Consider the following 1,191-nt stretch of genomic DNA (forward strand, 5'->3'; position numbering starts at 1 on the left):
GCCATTGCCGCGCCGGCGATGTGCTGACCTGCGCGGTCTGGATTGCCTTGAGCGACGGACGCCTGCGCTCCGAACGCTGGTACCAGTTCCGCAACCGCGATAGCGGCGAGACCGTGTTCCGGGCGCGCACCTGGCTGGTTTCCTTCCAGCTTTCCACCGGCAAGCCGGCCCGCATGGCGCCTGACTTCGCGCGCCATTACGCGCGCCCCGGCGATACATTGTCAGACGCGGTGCGCAGCGCCCATACCCGCGCCTCGCTCTGGACCTTGAGCGAATAAAACCCGTCCGGACCAAGATGAAAGTTTGGCCATGTTCTGGCCAGCGGGATTGAGCCGTAGCGCCCTCGGCTGTAGGGGGTGACGTATCCGGCGCGAAATGCGCCTTTTCGGGGGAATAGTTTGATGATCCGGCATTATCTCGCCGCGGCCGCAAGCGCCGCGTTCGTTCTTGGCGCCTGCGCCACCACATCCACGCCTGCGCCTGCACCAGCGGCCTCGGCCAGTCCGGCGAGTACGATCACCGCAGCCGGGATCGAAGCGCATATCCGCTTCCTGGCGGACGATTTGCTGGAAGGGCGCGACACCGGCTCGCGCGGCTATGACATCGCTGCCCGCTATGTCGAAAGCCATTTCCGGCTTCTGGGCCTTGAGCCAGGCGCGGCCGATGGCAGCTATCACGAGCCTGTGCCCCTGCAGAACATGGTCGCAGACACCAGCCGCGCCCGCCTTGTGGTGGACGGCGAAGCGCTGGAGCACGGCAGCGATTTCATCATCGCCGCTCACGCCTCCAACGACGAAAGCGAGATAACCGCGGACGCCGTCTTCGCCGGATACGGCATTGATGCACCCGAGTTCGGGATCGACAGCTATGCCGGCCTCGATGTCGAAGGCCGCATCGTGGTCCTGCTCGCGGGAGCGCCAGCTGGCCTGCCGAGCGATGTCACCGCGCACCTGTCAAGCAACCGCACGAAGGCCGCGATTGCCGCCGAACAGGGCGCCAGCGGCCTCATCATTGTGATGGCCGATGGCCTGACCCGCTTCCCGTTTGCGCGCATGGCGGCGATGGCGGCCAATCCGCGCCCGTCCATGACGACGGCAGCGGCCTCCTCGCCTGCCTCCCTCGCCGTGGGCGCAGTGGTCGGCAGCGCAGCAGCCGAACGCCTGTTCGCGAACTCCGGGCGCGATCTCGGCG

Annotated in this window: 2 pseudogenes; both read left to right on the plus strand. The window is 66.9% G+C overall.

Going from position 1 to position 1,191, the window contains the following annotated elements:
- A pseudogene (locus ACTS2Z_RS10230) lies at window positions 1-278 on the plus strand (acyl-CoA thioesterase); the annotation flags it as partial.
- A 123-nt stretch (window positions 279-401) separates the two neighbouring features.
- Window positions 402-1,191 (plus strand): annotated as a pseudogene (locus tag ACTS2Z_RS10235) (M28 family metallopeptidase); the annotation flags it as partial.

The organism is Glycocaulis sp., from assembly GCF_052168375.1.
Lineage (GTDB): Bacteria > Pseudomonadota > Alphaproteobacteria > Caulobacterales > Maricaulaceae > Glycocaulis.